This window comes from Janthinobacterium sp. P210005 (assembly GCF_036231865.1).
In the GTDB taxonomy this organism is placed as follows: Bacteria; Pseudomonadota; Gammaproteobacteria; order Burkholderiales; family Burkholderiaceae_D; genus Janthinobacterium; species Janthinobacterium kumbetense.
The window spans coordinates 178,452-196,635 of sequence record NZ_JAZARC010000009.1 but is presented as its reverse complement, the minus strand read 5'-3'; the positions used below and the strand labels follow the sequence as shown (position 1 = coordinate 196,635).

The window sequence follows — 18,184 nt, the reverse complement described above, 5'->3', positions numbered from 1 at the left end:
AAAGAGATTCATTCCTGAAATGCTAAGATCGCGGCCCGCGCATGCCGGCAAGCCCTCCGGCATGGCGTCTCGACAAGGATAGTCATTGAATACCCCCGGAAAAATCACTGTTCGCATGCTGTCGCTGTGCGCCGCCCTATGCCTGCCGCTTGCCAGCATGGCGCAAGCCATTCCTGCCGAGGATGCGGCTTTCGTGGCCGCCACCGTGCCCGTGCCGTCGCCGCCGCTGCGCCTGAGCGCGCATCCTGAAATCCGCACCGATGTCTTGAAACTGCTCGGCTACGCGCGCGGCAGCTATACGCAGGGCAACACCCTGATCGCGCGCCAAGTGCTCGACAGCATGCAGTCGCTCGACGACATCACGCGCACCATGTTGCCCGACGGACGCTCCGTGCTGGCCTCCATCGATGCCAGCACGCACGGTGCATGGCGCGCCGCCATGCTGTTCGACCCGCAACGCAAGCTGCTGGCCCTGGGCCTCGTCAACGGCCATTGCCGGACCGCCACAGGCGACGCCGCTCCCGCCTGTCTGCCGTCCACGCACGCCGTGCTGACGGTGTTCCTGCCGCCGGGCGCAGAGGACGAGATGGCCGCGCCGCTGCTCGTGTGGGCGCGGCAACTGCCGGCCATGCTGGCACAGGCCGCGCCGGAACGGCGGCAAAGCATTGCTGCGGTGGAATACATCACGACCCGCCCCGGCCAGCCCGGCTGGGAAGCGCGCGACGTGCCGCCCGGCTTTCCCACCAGCTTGCAGCACCTGCTGCTGCCGAATGCGGAACTCAACGGCAGTTCCAGCGGCGGCAAGCTCATCGCACCGGCGGGCCTGGCGGGTTTGCCCATGCGCACACAAACGGAAGCAACCGTGGCTGGCGACGAGCCCCTGCCCGATGCCGACATCACCCTGCGCAGCTATGCCGATTTCCACTGGGTGCTCAACACCTACGCCAAACTGGCCAAGGGCGCACAAGTGAAGGGCCATGACGACAAGGTCGTGTTCACGGGCAGCGATGCGAGCGGCCGCTATACGGTGACCTTGCGCGAACCCGACAAGGACGATGGCGTCTTCATCACCGTCGCCAGCTGGCGGACCCAATAAGCGGGAGGAGAACCGGGAAAGCATTGCCATTACGCACAAGAGCATGGCATTTTGGCATTTTGCGGTATGATTTCCGGCCGTGCGGCGCGGCCCGATCCCTGCCTTGCCCGCCCTGCCCTTCAAGCCAGTCACGCTTGCGTCGCATCCTGCCCTAAGGAATTCATATGTTCGGTTTTAACTTGCGCGTTGCCAAGATGGTGTGGACGGCTTTCCTCATCGCCTTCCTGCTCTTTCTTACCTACAAGGTCTCGTCGACCCTGATCGTCGTGGTCTTTGCCATTTTCTTCAGCTACCTCGTGTATCCGCTGATCGGCCTGCTGGAGCGCCATGGCCCGAAGCGCTTGCCGCGCACGGCTGCCATCGGCATCGTCTTCCTCGTGGTGATCTTGCTGGTGGCAATACTGGGCTCCATCTTCGGCGCCCGCATCGAGGAAGAAGCCAGCAAACTCAGCGCGCAATTGCCGACCCTGCTCAAGGGCAATAATTTTGCCGAGCGGATTCCTTTGCCGGAATTCATGGAACCGTTGCGCGCGCGCCTGCTGTCGTTCATGCAAACGCAGCTGAGCAGCGGTACGGGACAAGCCATGCCGCTGGCGAAGGAACTGGGCTTGACCGTCATGCATGCGGCCAGCAACCTGATCTATCTGGTGCTGGTGCCCGTGCTGAGCTTTTTGCTGATCAAGGAAGGCCCGGACATGCGCGACGGCTTGCTGTCCCTGCTGAACCGTCCCAACAAGAAGTTGTGGGGCGCCATCATCGACGACCTCGACATCTTGCTGTCGCGCTATGTGCGCGCCCTGCTGCTGTTGTCGATCGCCACCTTTGTGTCCTACAGCATCGCCTTTTCCCTGATGGGCGTGCCGTACAGCCTGCTGCTGGCCGGTGCGGCCGCCTTGCTGGAATTCATCCCGTTTGCCGGCCCGCTGGCGGCCGCCGTCATCGCCGTGGTCGTGGCCGGTTTCAGCGGTTTCGAGCACGTGTTCTGGCTGATCGGCTTTATCGCCGCCTACCGCTTGTTCCAGGATTACGTGGTCAACCCATACTTGATGAGCGAAGGCGTGGAAGTGAGCCCGCTGATGGTGATCGTCGGCTTGCTGGCCGGCGACCAGCTGGGGGGCGTGGTGGGCATCTTCCTGTCCGTGCCCGTGATGGCGGCCATCAAGATCGTCTTCGTGCGCGCCCGGGCGGCGCTGCAAGCGCGCCATGATGCACTGGAGAAAGCGGAACAGGCCGCAGAGGAAGCGCGCGCCCAGGCCCTCGCCGAGGCGGCGCGCTTGCAGGAACAGGGCAGCAAGGTGGCCCTGGAGCAACAATAATCTAGAATCAACAACGCCTAAAAACCGTAGCGAGCGGCAGCAAGTTGTGGCTGAGAAGCGCAACTGTGCTAGAGCACGGTGAGCATCGCAAGCCGCAAATTGCGACGCGCAGTAGGTTTTTAGGTGTTGTTAAAACTCTTCCCACTCGCCGCTGTTGTCTGCGGCAGGCTTGGCCGGACGCGGTTTGGCGGCAGCGGCAGGGGCAGCAGCGGCACCGGCCGGCGCCAGGCGCAGGGCCGGGCGTTTCAAGGCCGTGCTGGCAGCAGACACGACAGGCTTGCGCAAGGCAGGCTTGGCCGCTGCCGGGCCGCTATGGTTGGCGTCAAGCTTGAAAATGCTGACCATTTCGGCCAGCGCCGCCGCCTGTTCCTGCATCGATTCCGAGGCCGCCGCCGCTTCTTCCACCAGCGCCGCATTCTGTTGCGTCACGGTATCCATTTCCGCCACGGCTTGATTGATCTGCCCGATGCCCAGTTCCTGCTCGCGGCCGGCGGCGCTGATTTCGCCCATGATGTCCGTCACGCGGCGGATGCTGGAGACGATTTCATCCATCGTCGTGCCCGTCTGGCTGACGAGCGCGCTGCCGGCGCCCACGTTCTGCACCGACGCTTCGATGAGCACTTTAATATCCTTGGCGGCGCTGGCCGAGCGGTGCGCCAGGTTGCGCACTTCCGTGGCGACGACGGCAAAGCCACGGCCTTGCTCGCCGGCACGGGCCGCTTCCACGGCCGCGTTCAAGGCCAGGATATTCGTCTGGAACGCGATGCCGTCGATCACGCCGATGATGTCGGCGATCTTTTTCGACGATTCGCTGATGGTGCCCATGGTATCGACCACTTGCGCCACCAGTGCGCCACCCTTGACGGCCACGTCCGATGCGGAGACGGCCAGCTGGTTCGCCTGGCGCGCATTGTCGGAATTCTGCTTGACGGTCGAAGTCAGCTCTTCCAGCGAGGATGCCGTTTCTTCCAGGCTCGACGCTTGCTGCTCCGTGCGGCTCGACAGATCCAGGTTGCCCGAGGCGATTTCATTGCTGGCCGTGGCGATGGCGCCGCTGCCGTCGCGCACGCCGCGCACGGTGCTCGACAGGCGTTCCTGCATTTTCTGCAAGCCCGTCAGCAAGGCGCCCATCTCGTCGTGGCGCGTGATGACGATGTCGTTGGCCAGGTTACCGTCGGAAATGGCGCCAAAATGGCGCAGGGCCTGGTCCAGCGGGCCAAAGATGGCGCGCAGCAGCAGGATGCTGGAAATGATGGTCAGCAAGGCGCCGACGATCATGCCGCCGATGGCCATGGTCACCTGCGTGTGGTAGCTGGACTGGCTTTCCGCATACATCGCGGCGGCCGACGTGGCCTGGTATTGGGTCAATGTTTCGGCGGCCTGGTCCAGGGTGCGGTACAGCGGCGTCAGCCCCTTCATCATCAAGCCGTCCGCTTGCTCGATGTTGCCTTCACGCAAAGCCTTGCTCATGACCAGCACGCCGTTGTTGATATAGTCGCTGCGCTTCTTGTCCATATCGTCGGACAGGCGCTTTTCATCCGCGCTTTGCGGCAAACCCAGGTACACCTTCCAGGACTTGTTGGACGCTTCCAGGAATTGTTCCGCGCGGGCCAGGGTATCCTTGGCATCCGGCGCATCCGGGTGCACCATCACGCGATCCATCGTGAAACGGGCGCGGCCCAGGGCAATTTGCGATTCGCCGATCGCTTGCGTCGATGCCAGCTGATTGCTGTAGACCTCGTTGAGGCTGTTGTTGGCCGATTTCAGGCTGATGATACTCATGACGCCCAGTACAGCGATCAGCAAGCCCAGCACACTCATGGTGGCGATCAGGCGCATTTTTATTGTTATGTTCGACAACATGCAGTTTCCTTGGTAAGGGCGCAACCATGCCTGCGCATGCCGGACGAGATAGCGGCAAACGCCAGATGGGCGGGTCACGTGAATTGTTCAGGACAGGTCGATACGGCGTGTGCGGCAGCAGGGGGGAAGGCGGCCCGCGCATATCGTCAGGAGTGCAATACAGGGCAACGAGGTTGAGGTTTCCCGTACTTTTAATTTCCTGACTGCAAGATACAGGGAAAGATTACCAGTAGCAACATCCAGCATGGATTTTCACGATTTGTAACAAGTGGATGATGTTTTTTGCGCAGAACTGGCATTCCGCTGTCGTGCGCGGTCGCGGCGGAATGCCATTTATGCTAGTCAGCAAGTTAATACATGGTTTCTTCGATCAGCTGGCCATCGTCGCGGAAATACTGGAAGCGGCCCGTTTTCCTGCCCATGTCGTAGGCGCCGATCTGCTTCGGTTTTCCGTTCTGGAAATTCTCGATGTTGACGCCATGCAACACGCCCTGCTGCCAGTTGCGGTGAAATTGCGGCAATTCGCCATCGGGATAAAACAGGGTTTCCGCGCCATCGCGCTCGCCGTCGACAAACGCCCCCTGGTAGCGCCGCTTGCCATCCGGATAAAAACTCTCCATCGGCCCCTCCAGCTTGCCCAGGCGGTAATGTTCGACCAGTTCCAGCTGGCCATCGGCCCCGTATTGTTCCAGCTTGCCTTCCGGTTTGCCATCGAGCATGGTCAGCACTTGCCAGCCGCCGTCCGGCGTCGCCTTCTTCCACGGCCCCTGCTTGACGTCGTCGACATAACGGCCGCCACCGCCAGGTTCCACCCACTGACCCTGCTTCTTGCCGTTCACATAGTTGCCCTGCCATCGCACCACACCATCGATGCGGCGCTCGCTGGGGCCGTCCAGGCGATCTTTCACGAAATGGTCGTAACCGGTGAAGCTGTGCATGTCCGCTTCGCGCCATTCGGCCACGCCAGGACTCACTTCCCAACGGCCCGTGCGCTGGCCCTTGAGCATCTGTCCCGTCGTCGTTTCATCGCCGCTTTCATACGTCCATGGTCCTTCCGCTTTGTCGTCGACAAAGGCGCCAGACGAGCGGATGGTGTTCGGCTCTTCGTAGTGCCATACGCCGGTACGCTTGCCATGCGCATACTTGCCGCGGGCAAACACGCTGCCCACGCAGCAATTCACGTCATATTCGATAAATACGCCATCCTGGCTGGCGGCAAAATGCTGCGGTTGCGTTTCCCAGGTGATCCACTTGGCGTGATAACTGGGCGCGCGCCCCCCTTGCCAGCCCTTGCCCAGCAGATAGGTGACCGTGAGGAAATGACCATCCTTCTCCTGGAAAGTCTTTTTATAGGCAAACGCGGGCTTATCGGCCGGCTTGCCGGGCAATAACTCGCCATCGATATTGAAATAGCCGACCAGGGTGCCATGGCCATGCTCGATGGCGTCGAATTCGGCCACGCCCGTGGGCGCGTAATCGATGCTGTAGTCGATCAGCTGCAAACGGCCCAGCGCGGCGCGCACCCGCGCTTCATCCATGACCTTGGCGCCGCGCACGAGGGCGTCCAGGGTGGGCTGCAAGGTCACCACCTTGAACATCTTGCCGCCGCTGGATTCGTAGCGGTAAGCATGCAAACCATACGCCGCGCCACTGCCAGCGCTGCGGCTAAGCACGAACGTCGTTTCGCCTTCGCTGTCGAGGTCGACCTGGAACACGGCCGCGATGCTGGCCTTGCCATACTTGTCCAGGTTCATGCGCTTGTCGCTGATGCCCTTGCACTGGCAATAGTAGCCGTTGACTTCGCCGTTTTCCCGCAGGAAAGCCAGCACCACGCCGCCGTCGCGGCGCTCGACAACCTTGGCGGTGGCCATGGGGACGCCTTCATAGAAACGCGCCGCCTGCGCCGGCGCCGCATTTCCCAGCGCCAGCAGCGCCGCCATCGTGCTCATCCAAAATGTTTGCCGCATGTCAACTCCACTGCCGAAAAACCGCCATTATGCATGGCCGTTCAGGCAAGACCGGACACGCGAGGACGCTGGCGCCACAGGGGCCGCTGCACCGTCTGCGCCAGCAGCACGCCCAGCAGCGAAATCCCGCCGCCGACCAGGTGGTACACATGCATGCTTTCGTGCAACCAGACGATGGCCAGCAAGGCCGTCAGCAAAGGCAGCAGGTTGACGTAAATGCTGCAGCGGTTCGGCCCCAGCAGTTTTACGCCTTCGATCCACAGGTAGGACAGCACGATGGACGAACCGATGCCCGCATAGCCGATCAGCGGCAAGGTGGTGGCGTCCAGCCTGGCGCTGCCGGGCGGCAACAGCAGGAACAGCGGCAGCATGCACACCAGCGCCGCCAAGGCCTGGCAATAAATGGCTTGCCAGGCAGGAATCGATAAACGCCAGCGGCGCAGCAGCACGCCGTACAAAGCGAAGACCAAGCAAGCCAGCAGCATCAGTGCATCGCCCGCATGCACGCCCTGCTGCAGCAAGGCCAGCACGTCGCCGCGCCCCACCAGGTACAGCAAGCCGCCAAACGACAGCACGCCGCCGGCCGCCATGCCCAGCGTCAGGCGTTCGCCCAGCAGCAGCACGCTGAGCAGGGCCGTCATCAGGGGCGCCAACGCCGTGACAATGGCCATATTCGTCGCCGTCGTCGATTCGGCGGCGCGGTAGGACAGGCTCTGGAACAGGGCCATCGACATCAGGCCGCACAGGACCAGCTGCCACCACTGGCGGCGCAGGGCGGCGCGGTTGCGCCACAGGGGACGGGCGATAAACGGCGTCATCACCAGCAAGACCAGCACCAGGCGGTAAAAAGTGATGGCCGTGGGGGCGATGCTGGACGCGGCCAGCTTCGAGACGACGACGTTGCCGGCCCACAGCAGCATGGCCAGGAACGGGTACAGATAGGCGCGCACGGGCATGTGTTACTCCGGGAATAGTTGCGGGGAACCATCATGCCGCAGGCGCGCGGCGCCTTCTCGCGCTAAGATGTCCATACCTATCGCAAAACTGACCTTCATATGGATTGTTCCTCCGCCGCCTTTCAGGAATTGCTGCCCGTCACGGCGCGCGCCATGGCGCTGGCCGTCGACTATGCGCATGGCCACGTGATTTCCGTGCACCGCCACACGCATGCGCAATTGCTGTACGCCATCGAAGGCGTGATGACCATCGAAGCGCAGGGCGGGCGCTGGGTGGTGCCGCCCACGCGCGGCGTGTGGCTGCAGCCCGGCATCGCGCACCAGGTGCGCATGAGCGGTGCCGTGAAAATGCGCACCGTCTTCATCGATTGCGCCAGCTCGCCATTGCTGCCGCGCCACAGTTGCGTGCTCGACATCAGCCCCCTGCTGCGGCAACTGATCGTGGCGGCCGTCGACATCGCGCCCGATTTCGCGGAAGGCAGCCGCGACTGGCATCTGCTGCAATTGCTGTTGCACGAGCTCGACAGCCTGCCCGTGCTGCCCCTGTATCTGCCGCTGCCCATCGATGCGCGCCTGCGCGGCATTTGCGCGCGGCTGATGGAGCAACCGGGCGAACAGCAGACGGTGGCGCACTGGGCACAGGAACTGGCGATCACCGAGCGCAGCCTGCACCGCTTGTTCCAGAAACAGACGGGCATGCGCTTTGGCCAGTGGCGCCAGCAGGCGCGCTTGCTGCGGGCGCTGGAACAATTGGCGCACGGCAGCAAGGTCATCGACGTGGCCATGGACAATGGCTACACGAGCCAAAGTGCGTTCACCGCCATGTTCAGGAAGCATTTCGGCACCACGCCCACCGCGTTTTACCAGGCAAAAGTCATCGCTGCGTAAAAAAAATGCTGCTATGCATCAATAATCATGGGCGATAACCGCCGCTCTTGTTATCATCGCAAGCCTTATCGCACCGCGCCCATCCTGGCAGCGGTGTTGACCTCAATCACACCACCATGACACAGAATTTCTTCCAGACTTTTATCCTGCTCTTGCTCGTCACCGATCCGTTCGGCAACGTTTCCCTGTTCGTCAATGCCCTCAAGCGTGTGCCGGTCGAGCGGCGCTGGAAAGTCGTGGTGCGCGAGTGCATGATCGCCTTCGGCATCCTGCTGCTGTTTATGTTCTTCGGCCGCCATTTCCTCAACGCCTTGCAATTGTCGGAAGTCGCCCTGCGCATCGGCGGCGGCGTGATCCTGTTCCTGATCGCCATGCGCATGGTGTTTCCGCAGCCCAACGCCGGCAATAGCGACCACGAGATGGGCGGCGAACCGTTCATCGTGCCGCTGGCCATCCCCGCGCTGGCCGGCCCGTCGGCCCTGGCGACCGTCTTGCTGTTTTCCTCGCATGAAATGAACGACGTCATCGCCCACGTGGCGGGCTTGACAGCCGTGGCCGCCGTCTGGCTGGCCGTCTTCCTGTGCGCGGAACGCTTGCAGCGGGCGCTCGGTCCAAGGGTCATGACGGCATTCGAGCGCCTGATGGGCTTGATCCTGACGGCGATGGCCATTGAAATGTTGCTCGCTGGCATACGGGCGTTCCTGAAATCCGTTTAACATAGTCATTCATCCACTGAAGGAGTCCAGCATGAGCCGTTGCGCCCACCTTTGCCTGATGGCCGATTACAACCAGTGGATGAATGCCAAGGTCTACGCGGCGGCGGCCCGCCTGCCGCCCGAAGAGCTGCAACGCGAACGGGGCGCCTTCTTCGGCTCCCTGCTGGCCACCCTGAACCACGTGATGGTGGGCGACACCCTGTGGATGCAGCGCTATGCGAAGCATCCGGCCGGCTTCCCCCTGCTCGACCCCATCCGCGCCATCACGCCGCCCGCGTCGCTCACGCACCCGCTGTTCGCGGCCGAGGATTTTGCCGCCATGCACGCGCACCGGCAATGGCTGGACCGGCTCATCGTCGACTGGGCCGCCTCCATCCGGGAAGAAGACCTGGACCACTTGCTCGATTACCGCAACAGCAAGGGGCCGAACCGGCGCGAATTTTTCAGCCTGCTCATGCATTTCTTCAATCACCAGACCCATCACCGGGGCCAGGCCAGCACCCTGCTGTCGCAGGCGGGCGTGGACATCGGCGACACGGATCTACTGTTTCGCATCCCCAACCATATTCAAGACTGACGATGGGCGGTAGCGCCACGCCTTGAGCAAGATCAAGCCCAGCGCCAGCGCACCGAACAGCCCGCCGCAAGCCAGCGCCCCCGGCATGCCGTAGCGGGCGATGGCCACGCCGCCCGCCAGCGCGCCCACCGTCACGCCCAGGTTGATGGCGGCGATATACACGCCGATGGCGAACGCGGGCGCCTCGCGCGCTTCGCTGCTGAGCCATACTTGCGTGACGATCAGTCCGCTCGTGTGCGCCGCGCCCCAGAACAGCAGCAAAACGGCCAGCGCCGCCCAGCCGAGACCAGTTCCCGCATGGCGGTACAGCAGCCAGTACGCCAGCCCCAGCAGCAGTGGCTGCAGCACGACCGTGCGCAGCACATGCGTGCCCAGCTGGCGCCCCGCGTACAGATTGCCCGCCACGCCGCCCACGCCAAACACCACCAGCGCCAGCCCCGTCTGGCGCGCCGACAAGCCCGCCACCTGCTGCAGGTAAGCGGCCGCATACGCATACACGGCAAACATGGCGGCGAACACCAGCACGGCGGCGGCAATGGTGAACCACAGGGCGGATTTGCGCAGCACGGCCAGCTGGCGGCCATACGCCATCGGCGCTTCGCGCGGCGTGTCCGGCAAGAACAGGAACAGCCCCAGCGCGGCCAGGGCGTTGACGAGGGCGCAGGCAAGGAACGATGCCTCATAGCCATACTGCGCGGCGATCCAGGTGGTGAGCGGGATGCCCAGCACCATGCCCATGCTGGTGCCCGTGAACGCATGCGCGCCGGCCCGCGCCGCATCGCGTGGCGGATACAGGGCGGCGGCCGCCACCATGGCCAGCGAGAAATACACAGGATGGAACAGGGCCGGCACGATGCGCAGCGCCAGCAGCCACTCGAAGCGGGGCGCATAGGCGGATGCCGCGCTGGCCAGCGCGAACACGAGCAGGGAAACGATCAGCACGCGCTTGCGGCGCCAGCGCGTGGCCAGCAGCACGAGGAAGGGGCCGCCCACGGCGATCATCAGGGCGAACAGGCTCACCAGCGAGCCCGCCTGCGCGGCCGTCACGGCATAACGCTGCATGATCAGCGGCAAGATGCCCACCACGCCAAACTCGATGCAATACACGCCGAACAAGCCCAGCGCGAGGAAAACGATAGGATGCGGGCGCGTCATGGCCGCCGTCATTGCCCCTGCTCCACGCCATACACTGCCTGGCACAGTTCCGTCACGAACGGCCCCGCCATGCCCTCCAATGCCGTATTCGTGAACGCCACCACGGATAATTCTTGCGCAGGGTCAACAAACCACGAGTGGCCATACGTGCCGCCCATGCGCCAGCTGCCCGCCGACTCGGGCGTGGCGGCCAGTTGCGGGTCCGTCAGCACGGTAAAACCCAGGCCGAAGCCGCGGCCGGGCCAGAACGGCAAGTCGAAATCCCCCGTCTGGTTTTCGCCCATCTGGCGCGCCAGCGCCGGCGGCAACAGCGGCGCGCCGCCCAGCCGCAAGGTTTCCAGCAGGCACATGAAGTCGGGGGCGGAACCGACCATGCCGGCGCCGCCGGACGGGTAGGTGTGCGCATCGCGGGCACGCGCCGGCGACAGAATAAAACCTGCCATGCCATCGAGAAACGGCAGATGGTCTTCCCCCGCGTCCAGCAAACGGCGCGGCCGGGATTCTCCCGCTGCGCGGTCCGCATAGGCGACGGCCAGGCGCGCCGGATCCATCACCAGGAAACCCGTGTCGCGCATGGCCAGCGGCGCCGTCACCAGGTATTCCACGGCGCGCGCCAGCGGCAAGCCCGTCACCGCTTCGATCACGGCGCCCAGCACGTCGGTGGCGATCGAATACGCCCAGCGCTCGCCCGGCGCATACGCGAGCGGCACGGTAGCCAGGCGGCGCAGGTTGTCTGCCAGGGTCATGCGGGAGGCGTCCATGCCGTCCGACATCCCCGCCTGCGCATACGCGCCGCCCGGCGGCTGGAAGAAGCCGTAGTCGAGGCCAGCCGTGTGCGTGAGCAAGTGGCGCACGGTCATCGCCGCCACGGCGCCGTCCGGCTGGCGCGGCGCAAAATACGGCAGCCAGCGCACAACCAGGTCATCCAGCCCCAGGCGCTGCTGCCCCACCAGCGCCAGCGCGGCCGTGGAGACGATGGGTTTGCTGACGGACGCCAGGCGGAAGATGGCGTCCTCAATCATGGGCGTGCCCGCCTCGCGGTCCAGGTGGCCTGCCGCGCGGCGGTACACGTCCTGGCCACGGTGGCGCACGAGCACCACGGCGCCCGCCAGGCGCTGCTGCTGCAAAACAAGGTTCAGCAAGGCATCGATGCGGCCGGACATGGCCGCGGGAGAGAAGTTGTACAGCATGGCAGAGCCTTTCAAATGATCAGGCTGCCAAGGTAAGCCAGGCGCGATCAAAGAAAAACAGGCTATAGTTTCTGTCTGTGCGGACGCTGACATCCGCAATCAACGGTAATGAAACGGAAACGACATGGATAACCTGGCGGGATTCACGGCCTTCGTGCAGGCGGCCGAAACGCGCAGTTTCGTGGCGGCGGGCCGGGTGCTGGGCATTTCCGCCTCGGCCGTGGGCAAGAGCATCGCGCGGCTGGAACAGCGCCTGGACGTGCGCCTGTTTCAGCGCAGCACGCGCAGCATCGCGCTGACGAGCGAAGGCACCGTGTTTCTCGAACGCTGCCGGCGCATCCTGGGCGAGATCGAGGCGGCCGAGCTGGAGTTATCGAACAGCAAGAGCGCGCCCCGAGGCCGGCTGCGCGTCAGCCTGCCGCAAGTGGGCAGCCTGCTCAATCCTGTGCTGGCGGCCTTTGCGCGCGCCTATCCGCTGGTGGAGCTCGACCTCGATTTCAGCGACCGCCGGGTCGATGTCATCGAGGAAGGCTACGACGCCGTCGTGCGCGCGGGCGAAAGCGCCGACAGCCGTTTGATGAGCCGCCAGCTGGGCCAGTTCCAGCTGCAGCTGGTGGCCGCGCCCGCCTATCTGGCGCAGCACGGCACGCCGGCGCTGCCCGCCGACCTGGCGCAGCACACTTGTTTGCTGTACAAGTTTCCCAGCAGCGGCAAGGTCGAGGCCTGGCCTTTCGCCGAATGGCCCGCCTTGCAGGCGGCGGGCTTGCCGGCGCTACTGAACTGCAACAATGTCGAAACCCTGCTGCACTTTGCCGAAAGCGGCCTGGGCATCGCCGCCCTGCCCGACTTTGCCGTGCGCGCGGCGCTCGCTAGCGGCCGCTTGCAGCCGGTGCTGGACGCGCACCGCCGGCACGACGGGACCTTTCGCATCCTGTGGCCCAGCAGCCGCCACCTGACGCCGAAACTGCGCGCCTTCATCGACTTCCTGGCGACGCACGTGTTTCCGGAAAGCTGAGTCCGCATCCTGCGCCGCGCTCGTTGTTTCCACACGACAACTTATTTAATTTGCTACCAATTTTTAAACTTTTCGGGGAATTGATACAAGTTTTTGTATTGCAGTGCGGAATTTTGAGGAACAATTACAGGCTGGTCGCCCTTACGTATAAACCCGTAGCCCTGGCCTGTCGACGTTTTCCTTCACTTCCGCAACACGAAAGCAATCATGTCACTCACACAATTCAAAATCGGCACCCGGCTCGGGATCGGGTTTGCTGTCGTCCTCGGCCTGCTGGTGGCCGTCTTGCTCGTCGGCCTGTATTCCATGGGGCAATTAAGCGCGCGCACGCACGACATCGTGGCCGACAAGAACGTCAAGATGGCGGCCGCCAATACCATGAGCGACAACGTGCGCAACATTACCTTGGCGATCACGAGCATTGTGGTGGCGCCGACGGAAGCGCTGGTGCAGGCGGAACTGGCGAAGATCGGCGAAGCGCGCAAGAAATACGGCGCCGCCAAGGAAACCTTGCAAAAGAAGATTTCGACGGACAAGGAAACGGCGCTGATGGCCGAACTGGACGCGGCCCTGAAATCGGGCGCGCCGCTGAACAACAAGGTCATCGAACTGCGCAATGCGGGCCAGACGGAAGAAGCGATCGCCTTTTTGACGCAGCAGGCGGCACCGAGCCTGAAGATCGTGCTGGGCGCGCTCGACAGCCTGGTCGCCTATGAAGCGCAGCAGGCGGCGCAGGCGGCGACGGACGCCGAAACGCTGAGCACGAGCGCGCGCGCTTCCATGATAGCCCTGGGCAGCGTGGCCGTGCTGCTGGGCGCGTTCGTTGCCTGGATCATCACGCGCTCGATCACCCAGCCCATCAATGCGGCCGTCAGCGTGGCCGAAACCGTGGCCTCGGGCGACCTGTCGTCGCACATCGTCGTCAATTCCAGCGATGAAACGGGCCGCCTGCTGGGCGCCTTGAAAGCCATGAACACGAGCTTGCTGGGCGTGGTGGCGCAAGTGCGCCACGGCACGGAGGCGATTTCCACGGCGTCGAGCGAAATTGCCGCCGGCAACCTCGACCTGTCGTCACGCACGGAAGAGCAAGCCAGTTCGCTGGAAGAAACGGCGTCGGCCATGGAAGAGCTGACTTCGACCGTGAAACAGAACGCGGACAATGCGCGCCAGGCGAACCAGCTGGCGAAAAGCGCGTCGGAAGTGGCCGTGCGCGGCGGCAGCATCGTTTCGCAAGTGGTCGACACCATGGGCACCATCAATGCATCGTCGCGCAAGATCGTCGACATCATCGGCGTCATCGACGGCATCGCCTTCCAGACCAACATCCTGGCCTTGAACGCGGCCGTGGAAGCGGCGCGCGCGGGCGAACAGGGACGCGGCTTCGCCGTCGTGGCCACGGAAGTGCGCAACCTGGCCCACCGTTCGGCCTCGGCCGCCAAGGAAATCAAGGAATTGATCGCCGCGTCCGTCGCCAACGTGGACACGGGTTCGCGCCTCGTCAATGAAGCAGGCCAGACCATGGGCGACATCGTCGACAGCATCGTGCGCGTGACCGACATCATGGGCGAAATCACTTCCGCCACGCACGAGCAGACCATCGGCATCGAACAGATCAACATGGCCATTGCCCAGATGGATGAAGTGACGCAGCAAAACGCGGCCCTCGTGGAAGAGGCAGCCGCCGCTTCGCAAAGCATGCAGGAACAGGCGGGCGAGCTGGCCCACGTGGTGGGATTCTTTAAAACCGGCAACCATGTCGCCAGCGCACCCAAGTTGACGCCGGTACGCACCGCAGCGGCACCAGCGGCGGCAAAAATCGCGCCTCCCGCAACCCGGCCCGCGCCCGCGCGCAAGGCCGTGGCGGCCGCGCCGGCACGCCGCAGCAATGCCAGCGCCGAGAGCGAATGGGAAGAGTTTTAACCAATAGCAACATCCTCACCACGGGAAAGCCAGGCAGGAAGTTGCTGCCTGGCTTTTTTTCGTCCGCAATCATCACTTTTTTTGCGGCAAAGCCCGCGCAATAGACAAAAGTGCAAAACGTGCACCGCGCATACGCTTTACAATCCTCGCTCGCTTTACAAAATATTGGTCATCATGAATCAGGCAGAACAGCAGCGCCTCCTGGCTATCCTGGAGTATTGGCACAAGATCGAATTCTTTATCCCGTTTGACCTGAATCAAATCACGGACGTTGAAGACCCGTCCACCGTGCGCCTCCTGCAGCGCGAACAGCTGGCGCAATTGCCGCCGCAGTTCGCCACGCAATGGCAAGTGCCGTCCGACCGCGAGATCGACGGCTTCAGCCTGTTCCTCGGCGTGTTCGACAAGGCCGAAATCAACAAGGCTTGTCCGCCGGCCAACGGCCCGGAAAACATTGCCGAAACAGAAAAAACAGAACTGCTGGGACGCTCGTGCTTTGCCCGCCTGAACCTCAATGCGCTGGGCGAGCCACAGTTCGATCCCGTCTCCGTGTCGACCTTGCCGTGGGCCCTGGGCCGCGCCCGCACGCCGGACTGGTCCGGCCTGAGCCTGGACGCCTTCAGCGACAGCCAGCTGGCGCTGCAAGACAGCCTGCGCAACTTCGCGGCCAGCCGCGCACCGCAGCCGGTGACGGACGAGGCGGGCAATGTCTCGTCGCCCCTGTCCGGCATGGAAATCGCCGCCCTGGCCGACCTGCTGATGGACTGGGCCGGTTTCCGCCCGTCCGCCGGCCAGCCGCTGGCCGTGCTGGAATTACGCACGCGCAAGAAACGCGTGGCCGCGACGGACGCCGATACGCTGGAGGCCAGCCAGAACCGCACGCTGGACTTCGGCGACGCGGTGGAACCCTCGATCGATATCCTCAACAGTTTTTACCTGGATGACCTGGAACAAATCATCCGCGCCTTGCGTGGCGGCAAGCTGCCCGCGACGGTCGCCGCCTATTTGACGCCGCTGGCACAGGATGAACGCATCGACCTGTACAGCCCGGCCGGACGCCAGGCGCTGGCCGCCATGCTCAATCCGGCCAACATGAACCGCGGGCACTGGCTGGAAGACGCCAGCTACGCCATGAGCCTGATGCAGCAGTTCGCCATCCACGGCGCGCGCACGGGCTTGCATGAACGGGGCATTTTTTCCCTCAACGGCCCACCGGGCACGGGCAAGACGACCTTGCTGCGTGAATTGTTCGCCGACAACATCGTGCGCCGCGCCAGCGTGCTGTCTTGCCTGGACCGCGCCGGCGACGCCTTCATCGGCAAGGTGGCCGTGGCCTTCGAAGGCGTGCGCGACCCGATTACCATCGCCCGCTTGCGTCCGGAACTGACGGGCTTTGAAATGGTCGTCGCTTCGTCGAATAACGCGGCGGTGGAAAACATTTCCGGCGACCTGCCAAAACCGAAGCAGCTAGGCAAGGAATGGGCGCGCACGCGCTATTTTGAAAGCGTGGCGCGCCGGGTCGTGGCCGATGGCAATGGCGCCAACCGCGCCCTGGGCGAGGCGGAAGCGCCATGGGGCTTGATGTCCTGTGCGCTGGGAAACAGCGCGAACCGCCGCCGCTTCGTCAGCAATTTCTATGACGACGACTGGGACAAGACCACGCCGCGCAAGACGCCGAACGCGCAGAATATCCGCCAGTGGCTGGCCAGCTACCAGGGCGTCAGCTTCGCCCAGGCCGCGCGCGAATTTCGCGAGACGGAACACGTGGTGGAAAAGGCCCTGACCGAACACGCCCAATACGCGGCCCTGTGGCAAACCGTGGGTACCTGCACGGAAGCCGATTTCATCGAGGCCAGCCAGCACGCGCTAATTGCCGCGGAACAAGAAATGGATGCGGCCAACGGCGCCCTGTCCGGCGCGCTAACGCAGCAGGACACCTTGCTCGCCAGCAAGAAGGATTTGCTGGAAGAGGAACGCCTGGTGGCGCTGACGCAGCCCGGTTTCTTTGCCCGCCTGTTCCGCACGGCCCCGGCGCGCGCCTACAAGGATGCCGTCGTGGCCAATGCCGAAGCGCAACGCCAGGCTGCGCGCGACGTGTCCGCCATCAAGCTGCTGCTGAAAGGCGAACTGGAGCCGCGCTGCGAGCGCGCCCGCAACAGCCTGCACATCGCCCTGCGCACGGCGCAATCGCGCCAGCGCGAATGGGATGACAGCACTGAACTGCTGCGCCGCGCGCGCATGCGCTTCCCCACCATCGTCGCTCCGGAGTCACTGGAAGCGCTGGACGGCGACGCCCTGCAAATTGGCGGCCTGTGGCATGAACCGGCGCTGGCCCGCCTGCGCTCGCGCCTGTTCGCCAAGGCCCTGGCCCTGCATGAAGCGTGGCTGGCCGAGGTGGCGAAGAAGGGCGGACCCGGCTTTGGCGGCAACTTGCTGGCCGTCTCCAAATTGCTGAAAAACAAGCGCGCCTATGACCAGTCGCATATCGCCATGGTGTGGCACAGCCTGTTCATGGTGGTGCCCGTCGTGTCGACCACGTTTGCCTCGTTCGCGCGCCAGTTCCAGGGCATGGGTCCCGAATCGCTGGGCTGGCTGTTCATCGATGAAGCGGGCCAGGCCGTGCCGCAAGCGGCGCTGGGCAGCCTGTGGCGCGCCAAGCGCGCCGTCGTCGTGGGCGACCCGCTGCAGATCGAACCCGTATTCACGGTGCCGGGCCGCCTCGTGCAAACCTTATCCGCCCTGTCGCCGCACACGCGCGATGGCAGCTATGCGCCAACGTCCGTGTCCGTGCAGACCCTGGCCGACAAGGCCAACCGCTATGGCGCCGTCGTCGGCGCCGGCAGCGCACAGCCGCTGTGGATCGGCAGCCCCCTGCGCGTGCACCGCCGCTGCGTGGAACCGATGTTTTCGCTGGCCAACAGCATCGCCTACGAAGACAAGATGGTCTACGGGCTGGCCGAGCGCACGCCGCCGGCCGGCGCGCGTGGCCTGACGCGTGGCCCAAGCTGCTGGATCGACGCCGTCGGCCCCGTCAGCTACAAGCAGGTGGTGCCCGTGCAGCTCGATTTCGTGCTGGAAGTGCTGTTGAAACTGTACCGCCGCGACGGCAAGCTGCCGGACATGTATGTGATCACGCCGTTCAAGGCCGTGCGCAACGAATTGCGTTCGCGCATCGTCGATATGGACTGGGACCGCCGCCTCGGCTATGGCAAGGCGCCGACGGCGCGCGAATTGCGCCAGTGGAGCAGCCAGATGGTGGGCACCGTGCACACCTTCCAGGGCAAGGAACAAAGCGTGGTGATGCTGGTCCTCGGCGCCGATGACAGCACGGCCGGCGCCGCGCAATGGGCGGCGGCCACGCCGAACCTGCTCAACGTGGCCCTGACGCGCGCGCAGCATTACGTGTATATCGTCGGCAACCCGCTGCTGTGGGGACAGTTGCCGCACTTTGCGCCAGCCTGCGCGCAATTGCCGCATACGGGCATGCATGAGTTTTTGGTGGAAATGGGGTAAAACACCTGAGCA

13 protein-coding genes are annotated in these 18,184 nt (G+C 64.0%); 8 read left to right on the top strand and 5 right to left on the bottom strand.

The genetic code is table 11. From position 1 onward, the window contains the following. The first annotated feature begins 85 nt into the window (after window positions 1-85). Window positions 86-1,096, top strand: coding sequence for a hypothetical protein (locus VPH40_RS27575; RefSeq protein WP_328575011.1), 1,011 nt, complete (start codon window positions 86-88; stop codon window positions 1,094-1,096). A 164-nt stretch (window positions 1,097-1,260) separates the two neighbouring features. Continuing rightward, a complete protein-coding gene (locus tag VPH40_RS27570) occupies window positions 1,261-2,412 on the top strand; it encodes an AI-2E family transporter (RefSeq protein ID WP_099666152.1) in 1,152 nt (383 codons plus the stop codon). A 129-nt stretch (window positions 2,413-2,541) separates the two neighbouring features. On the opposite strand, the gene VPH40_RS27565 is transcribed toward VPH40_RS27570, so the two are convergent. The 3 genes from VPH40_RS27565 to VPH40_RS27555 all read right to left on the bottom strand — a co-directional run bounded on the left by VPH40_RS27565 (window position 2,542) and on the right by VPH40_RS27555 (window position 7,198). Next, window positions 2,542-4,275: a methyl-accepting chemotaxis protein gene (locus tag VPH40_RS27565; protein ID WP_328575010.1), complete on the bottom strand. Its 1,734-nt coding sequence runs from the start codon at window positions 4,273-4,275 to the stop codon at window positions 2,542-2,544. A 350-nt stretch (window positions 4,276-4,625) separates the two neighbouring features. Further along, a complete protein-coding gene (locus tag VPH40_RS27560) occupies window positions 4,626-6,242 on the bottom strand; it encodes a toxin-antitoxin system YwqK family antitoxin (protein ID WP_328575009.1) in 1,617 nt (538 codons plus the stop codon). A gap of 41 nt (window positions 6,243-6,283) precedes the next feature. After that, window positions 6,284-7,198 (bottom strand): DMT family transporter, encoded by a 915-nt coding sequence (locus tag VPH40_RS27555; protein WP_328575008.1) that lies wholly within the window; start codon window positions 7,196-7,198, stop codon window positions 6,284-6,286. 99 nt (window positions 7,199-7,297) lie between these two features. Between VPH40_RS27555 and VPH40_RS27550 the strand changes: the two genes are divergently transcribed. The 3 genes from VPH40_RS27550 to VPH40_RS27540 all read left to right on the top strand — a co-directional run bounded on the left by VPH40_RS27550 (window position 7,298) and on the right by VPH40_RS27540 (window position 9,379). Then, on the top strand, window positions 7,298-8,086 hold the full coding sequence (locus tag VPH40_RS27550; protein ID WP_099666148.1) for an AraC family transcriptional regulator: 789 nt from the start codon (window positions 7,298-7,300) through the stop codon (window positions 8,084-8,086). Window positions 8,087-8,202: 116 nt separating this feature from the next. Continuing rightward, window positions 8,203-8,802 (top strand): MarC family protein, encoded by a 600-nt coding sequence (locus VPH40_RS27545; protein WP_077398149.1) that lies wholly within the window; start codon window positions 8,203-8,205, stop codon window positions 8,800-8,802. 31 nt (window positions 8,803-8,833) lie between these two features. Then, window positions 8,834-9,379 (top strand): DinB family protein, encoded by a 546-nt coding sequence (locus tag VPH40_RS27540; protein ID WP_328575007.1) that lies wholly within the window; start codon window positions 8,834-8,836, stop codon window positions 9,377-9,379. Here VPH40_RS27540 and VPH40_RS27535 read toward each other — a convergent pair. Beyond that, window positions 9,344-10,546 carry an MFS transporter gene (locus tag VPH40_RS27535; protein WP_328575006.1) on the bottom strand — a complete coding sequence of 401 codons (1,203 nt, stop codon included), beginning with the start codon at window positions 10,544-10,546 and terminating at the stop codon, window positions 9,344-9,346. The two genes, VPH40_RS27540 and VPH40_RS27535, sit on opposite strands and share 36 nt — an antisense overlap. Beyond that, window positions 10,543-11,724, bottom strand: coding sequence for a serine hydrolase domain-containing protein (locus VPH40_RS27530; protein WP_328575005.1), 1,182 nt, complete (start codon window positions 11,722-11,724; stop codon window positions 10,543-10,545). Before VPH40_RS27530 ends, VPH40_RS27535 begins: the two co-directional genes overlap by 4 nt. A gap of 124 nt (window positions 11,725-11,848) precedes the next feature. Here VPH40_RS27530 and VPH40_RS27525 point away from each other — a divergent pair, with 124 nt between their 5' ends. The 3 genes from VPH40_RS27525 to VPH40_RS27515 all read left to right on the top strand — a co-directional run bounded on the left by VPH40_RS27525 (window position 11,849) and on the right by VPH40_RS27515 (window position 18,172). Continuing rightward, window positions 11,849-12,739 carry a LysR family transcriptional regulator gene (locus tag VPH40_RS27525; protein ID WP_328575004.1) on the top strand — a complete coding sequence of 297 codons (891 nt, stop codon included), beginning with the start codon at window positions 11,849-11,851 and terminating at the stop codon, window positions 12,737-12,739. Window positions 12,740-12,946: 207 nt separating this feature from the next. Continuing rightward, window positions 12,947-14,659 (top strand): methyl-accepting chemotaxis protein, encoded by a 1,713-nt coding sequence (locus VPH40_RS27520; protein ID WP_305054719.1) that lies wholly within the window; start codon window positions 12,947-12,949, stop codon window positions 14,657-14,659. Between the two features lie 174 nt (window positions 14,660-14,833). Then, window positions 14,834-18,172, top strand: a complete 3,339-nt coding sequence (locus VPH40_RS27515; protein WP_328575003.1) for a DEAD/DEAH box helicase — start codon at window positions 14,834-14,836, stop codon at window positions 18,170-18,172. Window positions 18,173-18,184 lie beyond the last annotated feature (12 nt).